The organism is Brucella pecoris (genome assembly GCF_006376675.1).
Classification (GTDB): Bacteria; Pseudomonadota; Alphaproteobacteria; order Rhizobiales; family Rhizobiaceae; genus Brucella; species Brucella pecoris.
The window spans coordinates 1-17317 of sequence record NZ_VEWK01000003.1 but is presented as its reverse complement, the minus strand read 5'-3'; the positions used below and the strand labels follow the sequence as shown (position 1 = coordinate 17317).

The window sequence follows — 17317 nt, the reverse complement described above, 5'->3', positions numbered from 1 at the left end:
GCGGAATGTTCATTATAGTGTGTCGTCATATAGTGTACGTCGCTGCAACCGTCGTCAGATGGATATACGCTCGGTTGTTGGTCTCAATGTTCAGAGAATTCGGCGAGAACGCCGCCTGTCGCAGGAAGAATTGAGCTTCCGTGCGGCGAAGACACGTGCCTATATTAGTGGGCTGGAAGCGGGGAAGCGCAATCCGACCATTTTAACGCTCGTGATGCTGGCCGATGCCCTCGCGGTCGAGCCGGACGATCTACTGCGCCGGCAACAGAAGATTGATAAATAAGGAAAAAGCGGCCCAATCAGCTTTATTTTTATGGCGTTAGGAAGGGGCGCTCAATGAGGCGTTCCGCTTTAATTTGCAGGGCGAGAGACAATGCCTCAATGGTCTCCAAGGTGGGAGAGCATTCTTCTCGTTCGAGTTTACCGATGAAGTTTCGATCAAGCCCAGCGAACTCGGCCAAGCGTTCTTGAGTAAGGCCGGATTCTTGACGACAAAGCCGCAAATTTCTCGCAAAGATAGCTGTGAGTCTCATGCAATCTAGCAATCCAAATTTTCACGATCAAAACCACCTATTATAATAATCAAACGCATGTGGTCGGTCTTGCGGCACCTTAGCTTAGAGCGATATTTCTTTGAACGAATTTAGCTGGTAGTGGGTTTGTAGTTCAAAAGGATTTCTGCAGTCTTTTTCCTGGAAGATATGAAAGAATATTCAACGATCTCTAGGTCACGGGCTTCTGTTTAGCTCGACAGTTAGAGGTAAAACAGTTGCAAAAAGATGGTGTATTCAAGAAATCCAATCGGAAACTGCTGACCTCACAGGAGAGAATTGTGTTGTATTGGACCGCAGAGGGAAAAACACGATGGGAAATCTCTGTTATTCTGGGGGTTGCCGAAACCACAGTCGTAACTCATCTGCGAAATTCACGTATTAAGCTGGGTGCGACGAATAAAACGCATGCGGTTGTTGAAGCAATTCGTCACTCCGAAATATCAATATTCAACAAGTCGCATGGGTTTACGCCGCAGGGCAGTGGACCATTTCCATTAGCGGCAAAACACGGAGCCAATACGAACGGTGGATCGAGCGCACCGCTTTTTGATGCCGCCCGTTTTCATAGGCTCAGCGAGTCGATTGCGAACGCGCAGTCTCCTAAACAATTTTTTGGGGCGATTGACAAAAGTTGTGCCGTCTTAGGTTTTGATGCTGTCATTCTTTCCTGTCACAAATCAACCAAGGAATCGCTGTTGCTCGACCCAACATACTGTACCATTCCGTTGGATGTCATGCGTGAGTATAAGCGTCTGAACTGGATTGAGAGTGATGTCCTGCTTGCACAATTAATTGGTGGTAATCGCGCTTTCGTCTGGGATAGCACCTACGACCGCTACAGGGATATTCGAAGCCAGAGCTTTCTTAATTTTCTAAGGCGATTCCGTTTGATGACTGGAGTCTTGGTGCCTCTTGAAGATGAAGAAGGTTTCAGAAGTTTTGTGGCGTTTCACGCCTACCTCGAGCGCGACTTCGATTTAAATACCGTTAAGGTAGTGCGCGAATTCGGAATGAAGGCGAAAAAGAAGGCTGCAGAACTCGGATTATAGTCGGCTTTGAAGCGCGATCCAGAATATGGAAAGGGTTTGCAATGCACGAATTGAGTATTGAGGGTTTCGTTCGTTCGGTAGATGCTGTTGGTGCGTCTAGGGTAATAGCAGACAAGATTAAACCATTTTGTCTTTCGGTATCGACTGAACGACACTCGACTTCATTTGTGTTTCCAAATGGAAAGGCCGTAATGAAGCATGAGAAAAACGGAATTTCTATTTTCATTTCGGCTAATGGTGTTGTTGAGTTTTATGGAATTCGATCAATTATCTGTTGTTATTTATTATTATTCATTAAAGGAAATAGTATATACTGGTTTCCATCTAGAAAAAATATTTAGAAGAGGATGAAACTCCGTTATATGCAGGTTGACATCAATTTGAAGCTAGGTGTCGATAACAGTAAACAAAGCGTGTGTCAGTGGCGATCACAAATCAATCGTCGCCAAATTCACCGAACCGACCAAAATATTCAGCAGTTGTGTAAATGGAAGCTGTCGTGAATGCTGGTCAGTTCGACTTCTGTGCCGCTTTGTCTATATTTATTTTTATCAGTAAAGATGATGTTGTTCCTAACCAACTGACCGAATTTGCGCAAAAATCTCAGGCGCAAACTCGAACTGTCGCGCTGTGCCTCTGCCCATGGAATTTTTGCCCATTGTTTCGGTCAGAATGCCACGTTGTACAAGAGTGTCCATCGTTTCAATGACGCCACCGCGGGTCATTCCTGTAAAAACCATAACATTTGCAAGGGTTAAAGGCTCATGAGCCTGATGCATCATATAGAGGATGTTTACCATTCCAATCTGTTTGATGCGGGATTGAGGTGATTCATCCGCGAGCGGCTTTTCGAGAATTTCACGAACCGCGAAGACCGCCAGCGCCTGACTTTGCCATCGATCACTTAAAAAGCTTGCCATTTTTTTAACTATGCATTATTTGATCAGTATGAGTGCTGATGACATTACTTCATCATAACGTCGAAAGACGGTCGATAACGGAGTTATGAGCATGAGAAGCCTTCTCTTAAAACTTGCGATAGGGGTTATGGGTTGCAGTTCACTATACCTCATTCAAACTCCCGACGCTCGCGCCGAAAGCTGGGGATGCCACGTTATCCTGTGTTTATCCAATCCTGGCGGCCCAATGCAATATTCCGAATGTCGACCGCCTATCCAGAAACTCTGGAGTTGGCTGGCAAGAGGCCATGCATTTCCCACTTGCAATGGTGTTGGTTTCAAAAGTTCGCGGCCGCGCTATGAGTCGTATTATTGTCAATCCGGATATCGTCTATTTGCCGGACAAAGTGCAGGCGGACGTGCGGCGACATGTATCTCAACATCTCTTCAGGCTGTGGATGGCGCCTTTTGCCGGAACGAAAGAAGCGTCGCCTCCATTGAAAAGACGGTCATCTCGCCGCGAATGCAGCGAAACAATAGCCGCAATCAATGCTTGGCATATGTAACCACCCGGCCATTCGTTCGCGAAAAACCGAGTTATATCGATGTGACCATCGATCACTTGGGTAAGCACAGAGTGTGGTACTAAGCCATGCCTGTTTCGTTTCTCGTTCTCGCTCAAACTTGCGCAGCTTTTGTTTCGCCCGAAACGCTCGCCGGTGTCGTCAGCCTGGAAAGTGGTTTTGCCCCTTTTAATATTCGCATCAACAGCGATTTGCCGCTCAAGCAGCAACCAGCGACAAAAGCCGAAGCGATTGAGGTTGCAACTTCACTTGTCACCGAGCAGCAGGACATTCAGCTTGGTTTGGGTGGTATCAGCCTTGAGGACTTGAGAAAATCAAATCTATCGATCGCTGACGCATTCGATCCCTGTTTGAATCTCAAAACAACTGCTCATCTTCTCGATGGGTATTATCGCCATGCAGTCGAGGAAAATTTCGATCCGGTAAGGGCTGAAAAACAGATGCTGAGATCCTGGTATGGGCGCGGTGACGCCTCGATCGGTGAAATGGTCCGATATGACGAACAGGTCTTCCAGAAAATCAAACAACTGCGGCCAACCATGGCCAAGCTCGTCATCGAAAATGCCGTGGAGCAAAGGGGCATTATACATGATTCATCTGTTGCCGCTGTGACAAGCAGAAGCAAGCAGAGCGCGGCTAATAATGCCCTGGAGGAAGCAGCTTCCGTCCCACCTGTGTCCTCGTGGGATGTCTTCAGGAACTCACGCAATTTATCGGTTCTCGTGTTTCAGAACAAACAAAAGGAGCAAAGCGAATGAATTTCTGTTGCCGCCTCCGTCCAATTGTCGCCTCTTGCATTATGGCCGCGGCCATTGTGCCGATAGTGAGCCAGCCTGCATTTGCACAAGCCGCTGGCATCGAGACCATTCTCCAAAACATCGTTGATCTTCTCACCGGCAACATATTCAGACTGCTTGCGACCATTGCGGTAATCGTGATCGCCATCGCATGGATGTTTGGTTACATGGATTTGCGTCGGGCAGGGTACTGGATCATCGGGATCGGCGTCATTGCTGGTTCATCCGAGCTTGTTGGCACCATCGTCGGAAGCTGAGCGATGACAAGTGTTGGGCCAATCTTCGAGGAAGACACATTGTTTCTCGCCTGCACCCGACCCGCTATGGTTGCTGGCGTGACGATGGAGGCCATGGGCATCAACGTTATGGCAACGACGATATTCTATCTCCTTGCTGGCTCGATTTCCTATGCTCTTGTCGGCATCGTTTTCCATTTCGTTTTTCGAGCTCTCATCAAACACGACCATAACATGTTTCGCATTGTGCTCGCATGGGTGGATACGCGTGGTCGATCTCGCAATAGCGGATATTGGGGTGGGTCAACGCTATCTCCGCTTTGCCTGATACGTCGATATGATGAAAGGGATCTCAACCTTGCCTGACATCATGAAGCTAAAGGTCCGGGAACTTCGACCGGAAATCTACATTCCTTACGTCCGTCATGTCGATGAGACGACGATTGCTCTTAACGCCGGAACGCTGATGGTGATGATCGCACTGGAAGGAGTGTCATTCGAAACGGCGGATGTGCTCGATTTGAATGGATTACACCGTGACCTCAATACCCTTTATCGCAACATCGCCGATGAGCGGCTTGCCTTATGGACGCATGTTATCAGGCGGCGGAACGACAGTTATCCGGACGGGGAATTTTCGGCAGCGTTTTCGAACGCCCTTAACGAAAAATATCGCCTCAAGATGGCTGGCGAAAACCTCTTTTGTAACGACCTTTATCTCACGCTGCTCTGGTCTCCGGCCCGTTACGGTGCAGATAAAACGACACGATTTTTTTCAAAGCTAAGGCGAGTGCAAAATGTCGAACTTGATGAGGAGGCATTTAAAGATCTCCAGGACAAGGTAATTGATGTAACCGCAGGCCTGGAGCGATTTCACCCGCGCGTGCTTTCGGTTTATGAGCGAGACGGGCTTGTGTATTCACAACTGAGCGAAGTTTTGCACCAACTGGTTGGTGGTAGGCGCGAGCCCGTTCCGTTGACGGAAGGACCAGTTTCTTCCGCTATTTACTCTGACCGCGTTATCATCGGGCGAGAAACTGTCGAGATCCGGCACGAGGCTGAAAGCCGCTATGCCGGTATACTGAGTTTCAAAGAATATCCAGCTCGCACCAGAATAGGCATGCTCGATGGAGTGCTCTCGAGTCCATTTGAATTTATCCTGACGCAATCCTTTGCATTCACCTCCAAATCAGACGCTCGATCGATCCTGGGCCGTAAGCAAAATCAGATGCTTAGCAGTGGTGACAAAGCAGCATCCCAGATTGGTGATCTCGACCAAGCGATGGATGACCTTGAATCAAACCGATTTGTTCTGGGCGAGCATCATCTTTCGGTTGCCGTCGTTGCTTCCTCCGTCAAAGATCTCGCCGACAACCTCGCCAAGGCGCGGGCAAGTCTTACGAGTGGTGGGGCCGTCGTTGCACGCGAAGATCTTGGATTGGAGGCCGCCTGGTGGGCACAGCTTCCTGGGAATTTCCGCTACCGTGCACGGTCCGGGGCGATTACATCGCGTAATTTTGCAGCGCTTTCACCCTATCATTCGTATCCGACCGGTCAGAAGGACAATAACGAATGGGGGCCAGCTGTCGCGCTATTGAAGACGGCTTCCGGGTCGCCGTTTTATTTTAATTTTCATTACGGCGATCTCGGCAACACCTTCATGTGTGGACCATCGGGAACCGGTAAGACGGTCATCATCAACTTCATGCTTTCTCAACTCGAAAAACACGATCCTCATGTTGTGTTCTTCGACAAGGATCGTGGAGCCGACCTTTATGTGCGGGCCGCCGGCGGAACATATCTTCCGCTTAAAAATGGTAGTCCGACCGGATGCGCTCCTTTAAAGGCGCTCGAGCTCACACCTGAAAATAAAGTGTTCCTTGCTGTGTGGGTTGGCAAACTTGTTCGCTCCAATGTTCGAGATTTGACCGTAACCGAACTGCGTGACATCGCTGCTGCGATCGATGGCCTATCAGATCTGCCTAGAGAGCGCCGAACGATTGGTGCACTACGCACATTCTTGAACAATACCGATCCTGAAGGGATCGCTGCCAGGCTTCGTCGTTGGGAACGCGAAGGGCCGCTTGGCTGGGTTTTCGACAATGACGATGACGATATTGGCCTCAACGAATTTGCCCCGATGAGGGCAGGAAGGGGCGGGAAGTTCGTCGGCTACGACATGACGGAGTTTCTCGACCATGAAGAAATCCGCACACCCCTTATGGCCTATCTGTTTCATCGTGTCGAACAGCTGATTGACGGAAGGCGCATACTCATCGTTATCGATGAGTTCTGGAAAGCGCTGCAGGACGATGGCTTTCGCGATCTGGCGCAAAACAAGCTCAAAACCATCCGCAAGCAAAATGGTCTGATGCTGTTTGCTACACAAAGCCCACGCGATGCGATTATCTCTCCAATTGCTCATACGATAATCGAGCAATGTCCGACGCAGATTTTCCTCCCGAATTCGCGCGGTAATCACGCTGACTATGTCGATGGGTTCAAGCTTACCGAACGTGAATACGAACTGATTGCGCGCGAACTATCAGTCGAAAGCCGGCAATTCTTGTTGAAGCAGGGGCACAACAGCGTCGTTGCAGAGCTCGACCTGCACGGCCTTGATGATGAACTGGCTGTTCTTTCCGGTCGTACCGGAAATGTCGAGCTTGTCGATACGATCCGCGCTGAAATCGGAAACGATCCTGCGGACTGGCTTCCAGTTTTCCAGAAAAGAAGGAGTGCAAGTTGATGGCTTCCTATAGACGTTTTTGCGCAATGATGGTTGCAGTGCTGACCTTGTCGACAGGAGCTGCGATGGGGCAGGGCATCCCTGTCATTGATCAAACGGCGATCGCCAAACATCTGGAAAGTATCGCGCAGTTGAAATCGCAGCTCGATGCTCTTCATCAGCAGATTGAGAAGGCCGAAGAGCTTTATACCTCTTTCAACAAGCTGACAGAAATGGCGGATGTCGCACAGGTTCTCAATGATCCAGCAATCCGAAAAGCCCTTCCGCCGGAATTTGCTGCCGTAGAAGGATTATACGAAGGCAATGGCAGCGGGGCGTTGAACGATGCTGCAACAAAATTCCTCGACAAAAATACGACCTACAAAACCTCTGCCGACGATTTTTACGCAAAAGAACTGTCCCGTGTGCAGAACAAAAATGCCGGCCAGATGGGGATCGGCCAGAAAATTTACGACGCAGCAACAAAACGCATCGAAGGAATTGATGAACTGCGTCAGAAAATTTCCACGGCAAGTGAAGCCAAGGAAATTGCCGATTTGCAAGCAAGGCTCCTGGCCGAGCAAGCCTTTGTGCAAACCGATGTGCTGCGAATGGAAGGCTTGCGCATGGTTCAGCAGGCGCAAACGCAGGTTGATGATCAGCGCAAGGCAGAAGATTGGCGCCGTCGCATGGATGCAATGAAGGGGGGGCTGAAATGAAAAATGTCCTGATCCTGACAGCGTTCGTCCTCCTGTCCGCATGCGCAGAGAAAGCAGAAGCGACCTACACGGTCGAAGACTTGCTGGCCGATCACAGAATGCTGTCACGCATTCTCGACAAGTGTCGCAACAATCCAGGTAAGTTGCGCAATACGGTCAATTGCATGAATGCCGAAGCGGCCAATAGCAAGTTGCGTTTCCAGAATATGCGCAAGGCGCTTGGAGGCTAGCACCGTGTATCACGTTTTCGAGTTTATTGATGGACAATTCAAGCGGCCGTTGGAGATGTTCATATCCGATGGGACGTCGAATATTGCCGAATGGCTTTCAGGCCCGCTTACCGTTGCCGTGACCCTTTACGTTATCCTGTTTGGTTATCTTATCTTGCGCGGTTCGGTGCATGAACCCATCCTGGATTTTGCTTTTCGCGCAATCAAGCTTGCGATCATCGTGACGCTGGTCAAGAACGCCAGCGAATACCAGACCTATGTCACCAATATTTTTTTCGAACAGCTGCCGCGCGAGATTTCGCAAGCGCTTAATTCCGGCGCCGCGCCGAGCGCATCGACTTTCGATAGTCTGCTGGATAAAGGACAGAACTCAGCGACCGACATCTGGTCACGATCCTCCTGGCCCATCGATATTGTAACTGGTGTTGGCGGATTATTGGTGATTGGCGTCAGCTTTCTTGTCGCGGGAATAGGCTATGTCGTTTCACTTTATGCGCGATTGGCACTAGCCATCGTGCTGGCGATCGGCCCAATCTTCATCGCATTTGCCATGTTCCAGTCGACGCGACGCTTCACAGAGGCTTGGATCGGACAAGTGGCAAATTTTGTCATTCTTCAGGTTCTTGTCGTCGCTGTTGGAGCACTGCTGATTGCATGTCTCGACACCACTTTTACTGCAATCGAGGGCTATTCCGATGTCTTGATGCGCCCCATCGCGCTTTGTGCCATCGGCATTGCCGCTCTTTATGTCTTTTATCAGCTTCCAGGCATCGCTTCGGCTCTAGCGTCCGGCGGAGCGTCTCTGGCTTACGGCTATACAGCTTCACGCGATGCGCATGAAGGATTGCTTGCCAAGGCAACATCGCGCGGCGTCGGGTTCATGGCTCGCGGCACCCGCATGATGAGAAGAGCATTCTGAGCGAAGGAGATCTGCGTATGACCTCGTCTGCGGCGATAAAAAACAGGTATTTATCAGTGATCAAGCCGACCTTGGTTCTCGGGATCGCGGTCGCACTTGCCAGTTGTTCGTCGCTGACAAATTCCTTGCCAAAATGTGATGGAAATGCGCGAAGACCACTGAATCGCGCAATGTGGCAATGGGAAAAATCGAGTGCACTGCCGAAGTCCAAAGCCGAATCCATCACGCGCTTTGTTGATGAACGCAAACCATCCAGGGCTTTTGATCATTTCGATATTGGTGCTTCTTTTGGCGATTGCGAGGATTGATGGTCACGACAGACAATCTCAAAAGCTATTTCGAGAAAGCGCGTCGCTTTGATCAAGACCGCATGATTCAGGTCGAGCGATCAAATCGCTTGGCGTGGTCGATCGCAATTGCGTCCGGTATTGTTGCCGGCATATCAATCCTCGCCGTTGCGAGCCTTGCGCCGCTGAAAACTGTCGAACCTTTCGTGGTTCGTGTCGACAATTCTACCGGGATCGTTGATGTCGTTTCAGCGCTATCGGCGACCGCTGGCACTTACGACGAAGCCGTGACCAAATATTTTGCGGCAAAATATGTTCGTGGACGCGAAGGCTATGTCTGGAGCGAAGCCCAGGAGAATTTTCGAACAATTGCGCTTCTCTCTACGCAAGCCGAACAGGCGCGGTTCGCAGCTACTTATCGTGGCAGCAATCCGCAATCACCACAAAATTTCTATGGCCGTTCTGCCACGGTGCGGATTAACATAGTCTCCATCGCGCTCATTAATCAGAACGTGGCATCGGTACGCTATATGCGTAGCGTAACCCGCGGTGAAGAAGTGCGGACAACACATTTTGTTGCGACCCTCACCTATTCCTACGCCAACGCACCCATGTCATCGACAGACCGACTGGTGAACCCGCTTGGTTTCGCTGTTAGCGAATATCGGGCAGATCCGGAGGCAATCGATTGATGCGCTTTCCAATCATTGTCACATATTTTCTGGCGTCATCTGTGCCCAATGTCCTCGCGCTGGAGATACCGACAACAGCATCGCAGGACAGTCGGGTCCGCTTTGTCAGTTATCAGCCTTACAATATCACAAGGATCATCGGGTCCTTGCGCTCCTCGGTTCAAGTCGAGTTTGCTCGGGAAGAGGAAATTGCACATGTGGCGCTTGGCAACAGCGTTGCCTGGGAAGTCGCACCAGCCGGTAACATCTTGTTTTTAAAACCACGAGAAAACCAACCGGTTACCAATATCTCTGTTGTAACGACACGCAGGGACGGGTCTACGCGCAGTTACCAGATGGAACTTAAGGTGCGGGAGGGTTCGGTAGAAGTCGGAGAGAATACTTACTTTTATGTGAAATTCAGATATCCGCAGGAGGAAGCCGAACAGCGCCGCCAGCAAGCTGCGGCCCAGGCGCGCACAGTCCAAGCAAAGGATGCTGACGATGTGCTGTCGCTTCACGAGGCATATGGTCCGCGCAACTGGCGGTACTCTGCACAAGGGGCAGAGGCACTGGAGCCACAAAGCGTCTACGACAACGGTAAAATCACAACATTCTCCTTTGCGGGCAATCAGGAAATGCCTGCGATCTATATGGAAAACTCCGACGGGTCGGAGACCCTCGTGCCCAAAACTGTCGATGGCAATCTGGTCATGGTCCATGCGTTAAGCCGGAAATTCATTCTGCGACGAGGCAAAGATGTGCTGTGCGTATTCAACGAAGCCTATGACCGGATTGGCATCAACCCTGCCACAAACACGACGTCTCCTTCAGTTGAGCGCATCGTGAAACCGGATCTGGTGGGACAGGGGAAGAAGTGATTAAGATGGCCGAGATCGAGGAACATCAGATCCCAGGCGAACGCGCCGAAACGGTTACAGCTACACGCATCGACAATAATCCAGTCCTCAAGCGTGGTGCTGTTGCACTCGCCATTGTGTTGTTTATTGGCTTTGCTCTGTGGTCGACATCTGGAAGCAAAACAAAGGACAACAATATCCAGACCGAGCGCGTCGTGATCCGCCAAACGACACCCTTTGAGGCGGCAAGAGAAAAGACAGAGCCGGTTGAAGAAAAGCCGGTGGTAAAACTGCCAACACCGGTCCTTGAAGACCCCATGCCCGAAGTGGACGAATTGCTTGATGCCGCCCGTCGTGCGCCCGTTATGGCTTATAGCGGCGGACAGAAAAATTCGGCCTCACGAGGCGAGGGCGGGAACGGCAGTAATGCGGTGCCAGATGGGAATTTTGTGCCAATCGATGGCAATTTTATTGGCCAGAACCAGCAGAATGCCGACGAACAGCGGTTCGAAAATCTGCTGCGACCGACCCGACTTGAGGGATCGCGCGCCGGTATGCTTGGAAATCGCGATTTCATCATCGCCATGGGTAGTTCGATCCCTTGTGTGCTCGAAACCGCACTTGCCTCTGATCAGCTGGGGTTTGCAAGCTGCGTGATCAACCGCGATGTTTTATCCGATAATGGCCGCGTGGTGCTGATGGAAAGGGGAACCCAGCTTGTCGGGGAATATCGTGGCGGCCTCCAACGGGGTCAAAAACGTCTGTTTGTGCTTTGGAACAGGGCGAAAACGCCTCAAGGTGTGATCGTCATGCTTGCCTCGCCAGCAACCGATGCGCTTGGCCGCGCTGGCGTTGATGGGCAGGTCGATACGCATTGGTGGGAGCGTTTTGGCAGTGCGCTTCTCCTTTCCGTCGTCGGCGATGCGACAAGTTACGCAAGCAGTCGTCTGCAAGACGGCAATTTTGATGCACAAAATACCGCAGATGCCGGCAAACAGGCTGCTGCCATTGCAGTGGAGCAATCTATTAATATTGCCCCGACACTCAACAAGCATCAGGGGGAATTGGTCTCCATCTTTGTCGCTCGCGATCTCGATTTTACAGGCGTTTACCAGCTTCGTGTAACCGAACCTAGAAATCGTATTCTCGATCGGGCAGCTTTGGGTGATTTCCACCCGCCATCGACGCTTGTGACAAAATAGGTGGACAAATGGCTGAAGCCCAGGACAGCACTGTCGTTCGTGAACTTCTAAAGCCTCTCGCGGTCTTCCTGGATGATTGCTCGTTATATGAGATCATTGTCAATCACCCCGGTCAGGTGCTGACGGAAGGGCCGGGTGGTTGGCAGATACACGATCTTCCTGGGCTTTCCTTTGAAAAACTCATGCGCCTTGCCCGGGCGGTGGCGAGCTTTTCCCATCAAACCATCAATGAAACGCGACCGATACTTTCGGCAACACTTCCAGTTGGCGAGCGAATTCAAATTGTCATTCCGCCTGCCACCACGAAAGGAACGGTCAGCATCACAATCCGCAAACCATCATCGCTCGATTTTACGCTTGATGATCTGGATGCCAATGGCTTTTTCTCTCATACGCAAACAAGCTTTCGTGCCCTTTCAAAAGAGCAAGAACGTTTACAAGAACTCTACAAAAAAGGGCAATTCAAGGAGTTTCTTCGTCAAGCTGTTATCGCGCGGAAAAATATCATTATCTCTGGTGCGACAGGGTCCGCAAAAACTACTCTTTCAAAAGCTCTTATCAAACATATTCCGCAACACGAGCGTGTCATTTCGATTGAAGACAGCCCGGAACTTATAATTTCCCAACCAAATCAGGTGCGTCTGTTTTATTCAAAGGGCTCGCAAGGCTTATCGAATGCAGGTCCGAAGGAATTACTCGAATCGTGTCTGCGAATGCGTCCCGATCGTATATTGCTGCAAGAACTCAGGGATGGAAGCGCGTTTTATTATATTCGCAATATAAACTCGGGCCATCCAGGATCCATCACAACAGTTCATGCAGATTCTGCCAGACTTGCCTTCGAGCAACTGACGTTACTAGTCAAGGAATCGGAAGGGGGAAGCGCACTCGAACGCGCTGACATCCGACGTATGCTGGAGATTTCGGTTGACGTTGTTGTACAATGTAAACGCACCGATGGAACGTTCCGCGCTGCTGAAATTTACTTCTGCGGCTGTGCGAACGATTGAGCATAATTGGAGCCATAATAATGATTTTTTCTGCTTTCTCGTCGTCCCAATTTGAACCTTTACCGCGCTGATCTCGCGTTTAATCGATTCTATTGTCGCGGTGGGGTTTTTTTGGTTGGCAGCAACCTTTCCGATCGCATAAGCAACGAGGAGCTGGTTCCGGGAGTGCTTGTAATCGTTGCGAGCCTTTCATGAACCTATCCTGCAGTAAGGAGGAGGCCATGATGGCGAAGTGGGTGTACACGTTCGGCGACGGCAAGGCAGAAGGCGCGGCAAGCGACCGCAATCTTCTCGGTGGTAAGGGAGCGAACCTGGCTGAAATGAGCAGCCTTGGTCTTCCGGTACCTCCAGGCTTTACCATCACGACCGAAGTCTGCACCTATTATTACGATCACGACCGGTCTTATCCATCCGAGCTCAATGATCAGGTTCAGGCGGCTCTGGCCCATATCGCAAAAGTGACGGGGCGCAATTTCGGCGATGCCGAAAAGCCACTTTTGGTGTCGGTGCGTTCCGGCGCCCGTGCTTCCATGCCGGGCATGATGGATACGGTGCTCAATCTCGGTCTCAATGACGAGACGGTGCAGGCTATCGCCCGCGAGGCGGGTGACGAGCGTTTTGCCTATGACAGCTACCGTCGCTTCATCCAGATGTATTCAGATGTCGTGCTGGGTGTCGATCATGGCTTCTTTGAAGAAATTCTCGAAGACAAGAAGGCCGATCTGGGCGTTGAGGTCGATACGGCACTGACGGCCGAAGACTGGAAGGGCGTCATCGCCTCCTACAAGGCCAAGGTCGAGGAAGAACTCGGCCAGCCTTTCCCGCAAGACCCGCGCGAACAGCTCTGGGGCGCCATAGGTGCTGTCTTTTCAAGCTGGATGAATGCGCGCGCCATCACCTATCGGCGGCTGCATAATATCCCGGCGGCCTGGGGCACGGCGGTTAATGTGCAGGCCATGGTGTTTGGCAATATGGGCGAGACCTCTGCGACTGGCGTTGCGTTTACACGCAATCCTTCGACAGGCGAGAAGAAGCTTTACGGCGAGTTTCTCGTCAATGCGCAGGGTGAAGATGTCGTTGCCGGTATCCGCACGCCGCAGAACATCACCGAGGAAGCGCGCATTGCGGCCGGTTCCGACAAGCCGTCGCTTGAAAAGGTAATGCCGGAAGCTTTCGCTGAATTCCTCAAGGTCGCTGACCGGTTGGAACAGCATTATCGCGACATGCAGGACCTCGAATTCACTATCGAACGCGGCAAATTGTGGATGCTCCAAACCCGTTCGGGCAAGCGCACGGCAAAGGCGGCGTTGAAGATGGCCGTCGAAATGGCAGGTGAAGGCCTCATTTCCGAGGAGGAAGCGGTTCTGCGCGTCGATCCGGCAGCGCTTGATCAGCTTTTGCATCCGACCATCGACCCGCGTGCGGAGCGCCAGATCATTGGTCAGGGCCTCCCGGCGTCGCCGGGCGCTGCAACGGGCGAAATCGTCTTCTCTTCGGAAGAAGCCGAACAGGCAAAGTCGGAAGGCCGCAAGGTCATTCTCGTTCGCATTGAGACCAGCCCGGAAGATATTCACGGCATGCATGCAGCGGAAGGCATTCTGACAACGCGCGGCGGCATGACCAGCCACGCAGCCGTTGTCGCACGCGGCATGGGCAAGCCATGCGTTTCCGGTGCGGGGTCGCTTCGCGTCGACTATCGCAATGGCGTCATGCTCGCGGCAGGCCAGACCTTCAAGAAGGGCGATGTCGTCACCGTCGATGGTGGCACGGGGCAGGTCCTGAAAGGCGCTGTGGCCATGCTGCAGCCCGAGCTTTCTGGCGATTTCGGCAGGCTGATGGAATGGGCCGACCGGACCCGCCGGATGAAGGTTCGCGCCAATGCAGAAACCCCGGCAGATGCCCGCACGGCGCGTTCGTTTGGTGCGGAAGGCATAGGCCTCTGCCGGACTGAACACATGTTCTTCGACGGAAGCCGCATCGTCGCCATGCGCGAAATGATCCTTTCTGACAATGAAGAAGGCCGCCGCACGGCTCTCGCAAAGCTTTTGCCGATGCAGAGGTCTGATTTCGTCGAGCTTTTCGAGATCATGAAGGGGCTCCCGGTCACGATCCGTCTGCTTGATCCGCCATTGCATGAGTTCCTGCCGCATACGGACGAGGAAGTCGCGGAGGTTGCCCGGTCGATGGGTGTCGATGCGGCAAAGCTGCGCGAACGCGCGGATGCCCTGCATGAATTCAACCCGATGCTGGGCCATCGCGGCTGCCGTCTGGCTGTATCCTATCCGGAAATCGCGGAAATGCAGGCCCGGGCGATTTTCGAAGCCGCCGTTGAGGCAGGCAAGAAAACCGGCGAACATGTGGTGCCGGAAGTGATGGTGCCGCTGGTCGGTTTGAAAGCCGAACTGGATTTCGTCAAGGCGCGCATCGATGCCGTTGCCAGGGAAGTCATGGGTGAGGCGAGCGTCAAGATCGACTATATGGTCGGCACGATGATCGAACTGCCGCGTGCAGCCTTGCGCGCTGCCGAAATCGCCGAAACGGCTGAGTTCTTCTCGTTTGGCACCAACGACTTGACGCAAACGACATTCGGCATTTCACGCGACGATGCGTCCTCGTTCCTGACCTCCTATCAGCAGCGTGGCGTGATCGAACAGGACCCGTTTGTGTCGCTTGATCTCGAGGGCGTTGGTGAACTGGTGGAAATCGCCGCCGAACGCGGGCGAAAGACCCGTGAAAAGCTGAAACTCGGCATCTGTGGCGAGCATGGCGGTGATCCGGCTTCGATCGCATTCTGCGAAAAGACAGGCCTCGACTATGTTTCCTGTTCGCCGTTCCGCGTGCCGATTGCCCGCCTTGCCGCAGCACAGTCGGCCATACGCAAGGTTTGACAGCACGCCACAATTTGGCTTAGCTGCCGGAATAATCTCCGGTGGTTAAGCCATTTTCAGAAGATATTGTCATGCTTCGTTGTATTGCTGCGGCAGGAGCCGTCATTCTAGCCATGGCTGGCATTGCCAGTGCCTATGATATCTCGCCGCAAGAGCGGGCGGAGAACAAGGCCAAGCATGACACGATCAGGATCGTTGAGCCGCAATTGCATATCGCACGCGGCGGCACTGCATCACCACAGGTGGCGTTGACGCTTGATGCCTGCATGGGCAAGACCGATCATCGCATTCTGGACATGCTGGTGCAGAACCGTATTCCAGCGACGATCTTCGTGACGGGACGATGGATAAAGCAGAACCAGGCGGCCATGGCGGTTTTGAAGGCCAATTCCGATCTGTTTGATATCGAGAACCATGGCGCAATGCATGTTCCGGCCATTACCAACGAGCCGAAAATGTATGGCATCAAGACAGCAGGATCACTTGAGGCGGTTCATCTGGAAATCGATGCCGGTGCGACGGCGATCACCGATGCCGGAGTGTCGAAGCCTATCTGGTATCGCGATGCGACAGCCCGTTATTCGACCGATGCCATCAAGCTTGCCACCAGCATGGGCTACAAGATAGGCGGCTATTCGTTGAATGGTGATCAGGGAGCCTCGTTGCTGGCACCGACTGTCGAGCGCCGCATCGCTGCCGCGCGTGACGGCGACGTCATCATCTCGCATATCAACCAACCGACGCGGTCGGCGGGTGAGGGGGTGGCCAAAGGAGTTTTGGCCTTGAAAGCGAAGGGGATGAAATTCGTGCGTCTCAAGGATGTCGAGACGACGATGACACTCAACCCGGTTGCTCCGCACAATCTTCATGCGGGCGTTCCAAAGCCTGTAGCGCCGAAATAATCCCGTTCAGGCGCCGTTGACTTTTTCCTTCGGGGAAAGACTTTTCATGACGGCGGCGTAGTTGCGGCCAAGGCTTTCAAAAACGGCATTTTCGCCCGTTGGCGGTTCAACGGACAACGTCGTGCCGTCATTGCGCAATGTGACGAAGATAACCTGATCTTCCGGTTGCCCGGCAATGGCAATTGCACCGATGCGTTGTGCTTCGCTGGTGTCGAGAGCAGGCATATTGAACAGAACTTCACCGCCGACCCGTTCGGCAGCCTTGGCAAGTGCGGAATCAAAACCTTCGATCAGTACGTCAATGGCTCCGAGCGCGAACTCCAGTTCGACAGCCTCAAGCGTCATCGTGTCGTCTGCGGTTGTGCCGTCCGATGACTGGTTGCCATTTTGAAGGGCGCGATCCATTCCGTCCTCTCCGACGATTGCAATATAAGCCCCCATATGTGCAATCATGCCTTCTGTTAGCGGTTGCTGCAATGCCTTTTTATTTGATTTACCTAGCTTTTTCTCACTTATTCTTAAAGCTGGTGATCTTTGCAGGCTAAGAACGCATCCCGAAAAGTGTGAAACGGTTTTCGGATCTGATGCGCGTTGAACAAACAACTGGAGCGCCAATCTGCCGTAATCAAATTGAATTGCGCTCCTGGAGGGTGCTGCCCCTAATGCGATTTGCCTAATCTATCAAGCACGCTAAACGTGCATTAGAGAGGTGGTTCGGTTTGTCTGAACAGTTTCGGGCGTTTCGTTAAGTGGATTTCCGCCGCGATTATGCCGCCACCATC

20 protein-coding genes are annotated in these 17317 nt (G+C 52.1%); 17 read left to right on the top strand and 3 right to left on the bottom strand.

Annotated elements, in window-relative coordinates:
- Window positions 1–58 precede the first annotated feature (58 nt).
- Window positions 59–283: a helix-turn-helix domain-containing protein gene (locus tag FIB18_RS06635; RefSeq protein WP_140019971.1), complete on the top strand. Its 225-nt coding sequence runs from the start codon at window positions 59–61 to the stop codon at window positions 281–283.
- A gap of 28 nt (window positions 284–311) precedes the next feature.
- Here FIB18_RS06635 and FIB18_RS06630 read toward each other — a convergent pair whose 3' ends face one another.
- On the bottom strand, window positions 312–533 hold the full coding sequence (locus tag FIB18_RS06630) for a helix-turn-helix domain-containing protein (protein ID WP_140019970.1): 222 nt from the start codon (window positions 531–533) through the stop codon (window positions 312–314).
- Between the two features lie 236 nt (window positions 534–769).
- Between FIB18_RS06630 and FIB18_RS06625 the strand changes: the two genes are divergently transcribed.
- Window positions 770–1603, top strand: a complete 834-nt coding sequence (locus FIB18_RS06625; protein WP_140019969.1) for a LuxR C-terminal-related transcriptional regulator — start codon at window positions 770–772, stop codon at window positions 1601–1603.
- A gap of 572 nt (window positions 1604–2175) precedes the next feature.
- On the opposite strand, the gene FIB18_RS06615 is transcribed toward FIB18_RS06625, so the two are convergent.
- Window positions 2176–2523 (bottom strand): transcriptional regulator, encoded by a 348-nt coding sequence (locus tag FIB18_RS06615; protein ID WP_140019967.1) that lies wholly within the window; start codon window positions 2521–2523, stop codon window positions 2176–2178.
- Between the two features lie 91 nt (window positions 2524–2614).
- Here FIB18_RS06615 and FIB18_RS25155 point away from each other — a divergent pair, with 91 nt between their 5' ends.
- The 15 genes from FIB18_RS25155 (at window position 2615) to FIB18_RS06540 (ending at window position 16535) form a co-directional block, all read left to right on the top strand.
- On the top strand, window positions 2615–3151 hold the full coding sequence (locus FIB18_RS25155) for a hypothetical protein (protein WP_140019966.1): 537 nt from the start codon (window positions 2615–2617) through the stop codon (window positions 3149–3151).
- Window positions 3152–3154: 3 nt separating this feature from the next.
- Window positions 3155–3844 (top strand): lysozyme family protein, encoded by a 690-nt coding sequence (locus tag FIB18_RS06605; RefSeq protein ID WP_140019965.1) that lies wholly within the window; start codon window positions 3155–3157, stop codon window positions 3842–3844.
- Window positions 3841–4140 (top strand): TrbC/VirB2 family protein, encoded by a 300-nt coding sequence (locus FIB18_RS06600; RefSeq protein WP_140019964.1) that lies wholly within the window; start codon window positions 3841–3843, stop codon window positions 4138–4140. The genes FIB18_RS06605 and FIB18_RS06600 overlap by 4 nt, the downstream gene beginning before the upstream one ends.
- A gap of 3 nt (window positions 4141–4143) precedes the next feature.
- Window positions 4144–4485 carry a type IV secretion system protein VirB3 gene (locus FIB18_RS06595; RefSeq protein WP_140019963.1) on the top strand — a complete coding sequence of 114 codons (342 nt, stop codon included), beginning with the start codon at window positions 4144–4146 and terminating at the stop codon, window positions 4483–4485.
- The gene (locus FIB18_RS06590; protein WP_174977401.1) at window positions 4460–6868 is read left to right on the top strand and encodes a VirB4 family type IV secretion/conjugal transfer ATPase; all 2409 of its coding nucleotides are present in this window, start codon (window positions 4460–4462) and stop codon (window positions 6866–6868) included. Before FIB18_RS06595 ends, FIB18_RS06590 begins: the two co-directional genes overlap by 26 nt.
- Window positions 6868–7566, top strand: coding sequence for a P-type DNA transfer protein VirB5 (virB5, locus tag FIB18_RS06585; RefSeq protein ID WP_140020349.1), 699 nt, complete (start codon window positions 6868–6870; stop codon window positions 7564–7566). The genes FIB18_RS06590 and virB5 overlap by 1 nt, the downstream gene beginning before the upstream one ends.
- Complete coding sequence (locus FIB18_RS06580; RefSeq protein ID WP_140019962.1) at window positions 7563–7796, top strand: EexN family lipoprotein; 234 nt, start codon at window positions 7563–7565, stop codon at window positions 7794–7796. Before virB5 ends, FIB18_RS06580 begins: the two co-directional genes overlap by 4 nt.
- 4 nt (window positions 7797–7800) lie before the next feature.
- Entirely contained in the window at window positions 7801–8715 is a 915-nt protein-coding gene (locus FIB18_RS06575; RefSeq protein WP_140019961.1) for a type IV secretion system protein, read from the top strand.
- A 17-nt stretch (window positions 8716–8732) separates the two neighbouring features.
- Window positions 8733–9023 (top strand): hypothetical protein, encoded by a 291-nt coding sequence (locus FIB18_RS06570; protein WP_210296047.1) that lies wholly within the window; start codon window positions 8733–8735, stop codon window positions 9021–9023.
- Complete coding sequence (locus FIB18_RS06565; RefSeq protein WP_140019960.1) at window positions 9023–9694, top strand: virB8 family protein; 672 nt, start codon at window positions 9023–9025, stop codon at window positions 9692–9694. Before FIB18_RS06570 ends, FIB18_RS06565 begins: the two co-directional genes overlap by 1 nt.
- A complete protein-coding gene (gene virB9, locus FIB18_RS06560; RefSeq protein ID WP_140020347.1) occupies window positions 9694–10554 on the top strand; it encodes a P-type conjugative transfer protein VirB9 in 861 nt (286 codons plus the stop codon). Before FIB18_RS06565 ends, virB9 begins: the two co-directional genes overlap by 1 nt.
- A 5-nt stretch (window positions 10555–10559) precedes the next feature.
- Window positions 10560–11735, top strand: coding sequence for a type IV secretion system protein VirB10 (virB10, locus tag FIB18_RS06555; protein WP_140019959.1), 1176 nt, complete (start codon window positions 10560–10562; stop codon window positions 11733–11735).
- Between the two features lie 8 nt (window positions 11736–11743).
- Complete coding sequence (virB11, locus tag FIB18_RS06550; protein ID WP_140019958.1) at window positions 11744–12745, top strand: P-type DNA transfer ATPase VirB11; 1002 nt, start codon at window positions 11744–11746, stop codon at window positions 12743–12745.
- A gap of 224 nt (window positions 12746–12969) precedes the next feature.
- Window positions 12970–15633 carry a pyruvate, phosphate dikinase gene (gene ppdK / locus FIB18_RS06545; protein ID WP_140020346.1) on the top strand — a complete coding sequence of 888 codons (2664 nt, stop codon included), beginning with the start codon at window positions 12970–12972 and terminating at the stop codon, window positions 15631–15633.
- A 71-nt stretch (window positions 15634–15704) separates the two neighbouring features.
- The gene (locus tag FIB18_RS06540) at window positions 15705–16535 is read left to right on the top strand and encodes a polysaccharide deacetylase family protein (RefSeq protein ID WP_140019957.1); all 831 of its coding nucleotides are present in this window, start codon (window positions 15705–15707) and stop codon (window positions 16533–16535) included.
- A gap of 6 nt (window positions 16536–16541) precedes the next feature.
- Here FIB18_RS06540 and FIB18_RS06535 read toward each other — a convergent pair whose 3' ends face one another.
- A complete protein-coding gene (locus FIB18_RS06535; RefSeq protein ID WP_114048364.1) occupies window positions 16542–16940 on the bottom strand; it encodes a hypothetical protein in 399 nt (132 codons plus the stop codon).
- Window positions 16941–17317: the final 377 nt, after the last annotated feature.

What these genes read in the sequence shown, in the direction of transcription:
- FIB18_RS06590 (WP_174977401.1), top strand. Translation starts at nt 4,460, where the DNA reads ATGAAAGGGATCTCAACCTTGCCTGACATCATGAAGCTAAAGGTCCGG.
- FIB18_RS06630 (WP_140019970.1), bottom strand. Translation starts at nt 533, where the DNA reads ATGAGACTCACAGCTATCTTTGCGAGAAATTTGCGGCTTTGTCGTCAA.
- FIB18_RS06565 (WP_140019960.1), top strand. Translation starts at nt 9,023, where the DNA reads ATGGTCACGACAGACAATCTCAAAAGCTATTTCGAGAAAGCGCGTCGC.
- FIB18_RS06600 (WP_140019964.1), top strand. Translation starts at nt 3,841, where the DNA reads ATGAATTTCTGTTGCCGCCTCCGTCCAATTGTCGCCTCTTGCATTATG.
- virB5 (WP_140020349.1), top strand. Translation starts at nt 6,868, where the DNA reads ATGGCTTCCTATAGACGTTTTTGCGCAATGATGGTTGCAGTGCTGACC.
- FIB18_RS06580 (WP_140019962.1), top strand. Translation starts at nt 7,563, where the DNA reads ATGAAAAATGTCCTGATCCTGACAGCGTTCGTCCTCCTGTCCGCATGC.
- virB9 (WP_140020347.1), top strand. Translation starts at nt 9,694, where the DNA reads ATGCGCTTTCCAATCATTGTCACATATTTTCTGGCGTCATCTGTGCCC.
- FIB18_RS06605 (WP_140019965.1), top strand. Translation starts at nt 3,155, where the DNA reads ATGCCTGTTTCGTTTCTCGTTCTCGCTCAAACTTGCGCAGCTTTTGTT.
- virB10 (WP_140019959.1), top strand. Translation starts at nt 10,560, where the DNA reads ATGGCCGAGATCGAGGAACATCAGATCCCAGGCGAACGCGCCGAAACG.
- FIB18_RS06595 (WP_140019963.1), top strand. Translation starts at nt 4,144, where the DNA reads ATGACAAGTGTTGGGCCAATCTTCGAGGAAGACACATTGTTTCTCGCC.
- FIB18_RS06535 (WP_114048364.1), bottom strand. Translation starts at nt 16,940, where the DNA reads ATGGATCGCGCCCTTCAAAATGGCAACCAGTCATCGGACGGCACAACC.
- virB11 (WP_140019958.1), top strand. Translation starts at nt 11,744, where the DNA reads ATGGCTGAAGCCCAGGACAGCACTGTCGTTCGTGAACTTCTAAAGCCT.
- FIB18_RS06570 (WP_210296047.1), top strand. Translation starts at nt 8,733, where the DNA reads ATGACCTCGTCTGCGGCGATAAAAAACAGGTATTTATCAGTGATCAAG.
- FIB18_RS06635 (WP_140019971.1), top strand. Translation starts at nt 59, where the DNA reads ATGGATATACGCTCGGTTGTTGGTCTCAATGTTCAGAGAATTCGGCGA.
- FIB18_RS06540 (WP_140019957.1), top strand. Translation starts at nt 15,705, where the DNA reads ATGCTTCGTTGTATTGCTGCGGCAGGAGCCGTCATTCTAGCCATGGCT.
- FIB18_RS25155 (WP_140019966.1), top strand. Translation starts at nt 2,615, where the DNA reads ATGAGAAGCCTTCTCTTAAAACTTGCGATAGGGGTTATGGGTTGCAGT.
- ppdK (WP_140020346.1), top strand. Translation starts at nt 12,970, where the DNA reads ATGGCGAAGTGGGTGTACACGTTCGGCGACGGCAAGGCAGAAGGCGCG.
- FIB18_RS06615 (WP_140019967.1), bottom strand. Translation starts at nt 2,523, where the DNA reads ATGGCAAGCTTTTTAAGTGATCGATGGCAAAGTCAGGCGCTGGCGGTC.